This window comes from Staphylococcus sp. EG-SA-2 (assembly GCF_017152085.1).
This window is the reverse complement of record NZ_JACYHC010000518.1, coordinates 1-3,948: the sequence shown is the minus strand read 5'-3', so window position 1 is coordinate 3,948 and position 3,948 is coordinate 1. Positions and strand designations below refer to the sequence as shown.

At 30.1% G+C, this 3,948-nt stretch carries 6 protein-coding genes; 1 reads left to right on the top strand and 5 read right to left on the bottom strand.

All coding sequences use genetic code 11. The annotated features are described in order from the left end of the window. On the top strand, positions 1–290 hold a 290-nt coding region (locus IDG60_RS08330), incomplete at its 5' end, for a GMP synthase (glutamine-hydrolyzing) (RefSeq protein ID WP_481906085.1). A 112-nt stretch (positions 291–402) separates the two neighbouring features. Here the strand turns inward: IDG60_RS08330 and IDG60_RS08325 are convergent. The 5 genes from IDG60_RS08325 to IDG60_RS08305 all read right to left on the bottom strand — a co-directional run. Beyond that, positions 403–939 (bottom strand): hypothetical protein, encoded by a 537-nt coding sequence (locus tag IDG60_RS08325; protein ID WP_000551643.1) that lies wholly within the window; start codon positions 937–939, stop codon positions 403–405. A 391-nt stretch (positions 940–1,330) separates the two neighbouring features. Further along, the gene (locus IDG60_RS08320; RefSeq protein WP_000041880.1) at positions 1,331–2,035 is read right to left on the bottom strand and encodes a type II toxin-antitoxin system PemK/MazF family toxin; all 705 of its coding nucleotides are present in this window, start codon (positions 2,033–2,035) and stop codon (positions 1,331–1,333) included. 398 nt (positions 2,036–2,433) lie between these two features. Then, positions 2,434–2,706: a transposase gene (locus IDG60_RS08315; protein ID WP_000159787.1), complete on the bottom strand. Its 273-nt coding sequence runs from the start codon at positions 2,704–2,706 to the stop codon at positions 2,434–2,436. Positions 2,707–2,966: 260 nt separating this feature from the next. Next, the gene (locus tag IDG60_RS08310) at positions 2,967–3,119 is read right to left on the bottom strand and encodes a hypothetical protein (RefSeq protein ID WP_000248844.1); all 153 of its coding nucleotides are present in this window, start codon (positions 3,117–3,119) and stop codon (positions 2,967–2,969) included. A gap of 531 nt (positions 3,120–3,650) precedes the next feature. Beyond that, the coding region (locus IDG60_RS08305) for a DUF1304 domain-containing protein (protein WP_206160614.1) at positions 3,651–3,948 on the bottom strand (298 nt) is incomplete at its 5' end.

Here is a 3,948-nt window from a genome sequence, read left to right as displayed (position 1 = left end):
TTTTACGCCAAGTGATTAGAGAAGAAGGTCTTGAAAGAGAAATTTGGCAATACTTCACAGTGTTACCAAACATTCAATCAGTAGGTGTTATGGGAGACTACCGTACGTATGATCACACAGTAGGTATCCGTGCAGTAACATCTATCGACGGCATGACAAGTGACTTCGCACGCATCGATTGGGAAGTCTTACAAAAGATTTCAAGTCGTATCGTAAACGAAGTAGACCACGTCAATCGCGTAGTCTATGACATTACATCAAAACCACCAAGCACAATTGAGTGGGAATAATTATATATAATAAAACCACCTGTTTGCACGGGTGGTTTTTAATTTGAGTAGTTGGAAAATTACAATAAGGACGGAAAAGGGGTAAGGTGTTCTAAGTTTGCGTTTTAATTCATCAATAAGGCAATTTTCCGTGTTTATTTTTATATAAAATTTCATATTGTTTAGGATCTTCTTGTTTTAAATCATAAATTATAGTTTCGTCTACTATTTTTTCTAATTCAAGTGTATTAAAGCTCCAGTCATTTGTTGTTATTATAAATATTTTTTGGACTGGGTTGTTATTTATATGATTAATTAGCCTAGGAGTATCTGTTTCTATTATTAGAGCAGATTCTACAGGATAGTAAATAGCAAAGTCTCCGTGATAAATTGTGTTTCTTTCATAGAGGTTAACCTCTAAGGTTAAATTACTCAATTTGAAGATTTTGTTTTGAGTTATATTTTTAGGAATAATTCGATTATCTACTATTTGTTTTAGGTTGCCTATTGAACGAGTGTGTATCGTCCCTTTTGTGTAATCGGAATTATTTAAAGCTCTTAAAACAGTTGTTAATTTATACTCGTTAATATAACCCTTTACTAAAGCCATCCGTTTATCGCTACCTATAAAATCTTTCAGTTTTTTGTTGAATTCATTTTTGTTGTGCATAATATTTTATCCTTTCCATTAGTTGATTGTTTTCATTTGTTCAAATCTCTATTCATTTACTCGGATACAGGGCTGTGTATTTGCAGAGTAATATTATGATTGGAATAACCAACGCGTTCCGTATTCGTTTTGAGTGACGCAGCTAGCTACGATAATAATGACATGTGGCTTATAACACATTGTGTAATTTATTGTGTGTTTTGTGATGTCTATATTGGTTGCAGATTGTTGTATATTTCACTTAAAGGGCATTTATATAAAAAAAGAGGCCAGATGACGTATCATCTGACCTTCAGCTAAAACGCTGAGAATATGTCATTCTTCAAGAGAATGAAGCCGGAATGGTTACCGGGAATTTGTAAATCAATTATATCAGATGTAATATTACAATTCAATTAGAAAAGAACTTTATCTTTAATTGCTTTTCGATTTCATTCATGTCATCTTCTGAAATTATTATCGTTCCAGTAGGATCAGAATCATTTATTTTGCTTATACGTCTTTTGCTTATTGTTGTAATTGCTGATATATTAACGTATGTATCTTTCCCTTTGTGCTTGGAATAAACACCTATCACTCTATACAGTTCATTAGCTTTTTGATTTAAGTTAGACAAAAGCTTTTTATCTTCTGTGCTAAGTTTAATGTCAATATCTCTATATTTTTGGGTTAATGCTTGTACTTTACTACTGATATCGATAATCTGTTTTTTTAAATCTGTTGCTGTTAGATTTAGCACCGATTCGTTTAACTTCAAATAATTTTTATTACCTTTGGAAGAAAGTGGAACTATTGTAACTGTTTCTTTTCCTTTATTGTCTTTGTTATCTAATATTACACAAAAATGATTACCAGAAAACTCACTTCCAATATTACTCCCTAGTTTTACATATACCACTGTTCCTCTACTAAATGATTTATAATATCTTTTTTTATTGCTTGTAACATCGCTATGTATAGCAATTGAATAAAACTCTAGCCAATGAGGCATGTATATAACTTTCATGTTTTTACTATCGGATTTTGAATAAGCTTGTTTTAGTTTTTTGTTTGACGTATTTAATTTACTATTTGCTTGATTGATATTTTTAGACATTAAATAGTGTTCTCCTAATCAATTTATTCTTCTTTATATCAGCATTATTAGCACTGAAATTAACATGAATGGTACGAAAATAGATGTTACTATAAAACCAACAATTTTTATTAGGTGGAACTCATCAATTTTGTATTTAGCAAATTTCGCAATGACCTTCTATTTATTCGCTTTTTATAGTTCATGTATGTGTAAAAAAGTCTATATTGAACATCTAATTATAAGCGAATTCCTAATGCTAAAAGCAATCTAACTTACTTAAATATTATTATGAGTTTTTATTGAAATTAAATAAATTTAAACTATTTCTTAGTCTCTCCATATCGTTGGAAGTTGGTTCTTTATATAATCAGATAAATTAGAATCTTCAAGTAATGTATCTTTAAAAAGTTCAGTTTCTAAATCAACTTTAAAATTTGCTTTAAAACATCATGTTCCATTTTTAAATGTTGAACTTCTTTGCGTAATTTTATTAACTCTTTTTCATCACTTTTTAAATTATCTTGATGATTGAAGGGTCCAGTATTTTGGTGTTGTTTTATCGAATTTGAGATAATTGAGGGTTTTAAATCATACTTTCGTATAATTTCATTCTTAAGCTTACCATTTTTATATAATCTAACCATTTGTAACTTAAACTCTGAACTAAATGTTCTTCTTTCTTTTGTCATAATAAGATTGACTACTTTCTTAATTTAACAATATCTATTCTCATAGAATTTGTTCAATTAAGTGTAGACGATTCACTGACACATCATAAGTACGTAAGGAATTTTGATCGTTCATTGTTATTGCTTTATGTTTTAGGGAATGTGCTATTGAAGGGTTTAAAGATGTTTGAAATGTCTTGGTTTCTTGACTTATATAGTTATGAAAGAGGGCGTTGTCCTTTATAGCATTTCTGAGATTAGAAATGCTATAAATAAAGTTATTAAGATTTTTTGTTTTCATGTAATTTAAGAAATGGATTTGTTTTTAGTGGGTTATTTTTAATTCTGTTCTTAAATGGTTTGAATTTTGCGGTTGCAAATATGATAGCAGCTTCTTTTGACAAAGTAATAGAACCTTTTTCTTCTGGTACCATGATATTCACTCCTTGTACAATTGGATTTAAATCTTATAAAATAATTTTACTATACAAAATAGGTTGTGTGAATAGTTTCTTATTGTTACCAAATAATATGTTTGGAAGCGTTATGTAATGCCAATCAACACCGAAGTTCTCATGTCCTCTTTCCTTTTACGACTACATATATTGTTAATAATATTGAAATAATAAACTTATAGTGATAATTTATTTAATAGATCCATGAGAGTAGGAACCCCACCATACGGGAATTTCGAAATCATGGGTTTTTTGTTTTAAAGGATTGATGCAATAGATAAAGTAGCCATTCTAATATATGGAGTATTTATCAGCTAAAAATTAAAACAGATATGGGTTTTCTTCATTAAATCATTTTTCTATAAGGAAACAGAGGAAACGCTACTGTCACCTCTGCTTGAAATAATTAGGATGAAATACTCTGAGTTTATGAACGTCCACACCCAAAACACTCAAACCCTCCAAACTCTCAACCCCAGACTACATCTCCAAACCCCCAAACACCAATACTTACCAAAGCATTGATATGAGTGCCAATACTGGCAATGTGCCTTGTTTGAAAAAGATACTAATATTGCTTGAAAGGCCACCATAAATAGCAACGCCAATGATATACACTAAAATAGCTGTGCATATTTCTTTTGGATTACTGCTGATAAACAAACCGTATATTAGCAAAACTCCGATTAAACCGTTATATACGCCTTGGTTCTTCAAAAGTAGGTTAATATTTTTGTCTTTCAATTTATCGACGCTTATATTAAATGTCTCGCTAGTCTTTTTGGAAGTTGTAGCAATCGTTTCAAGG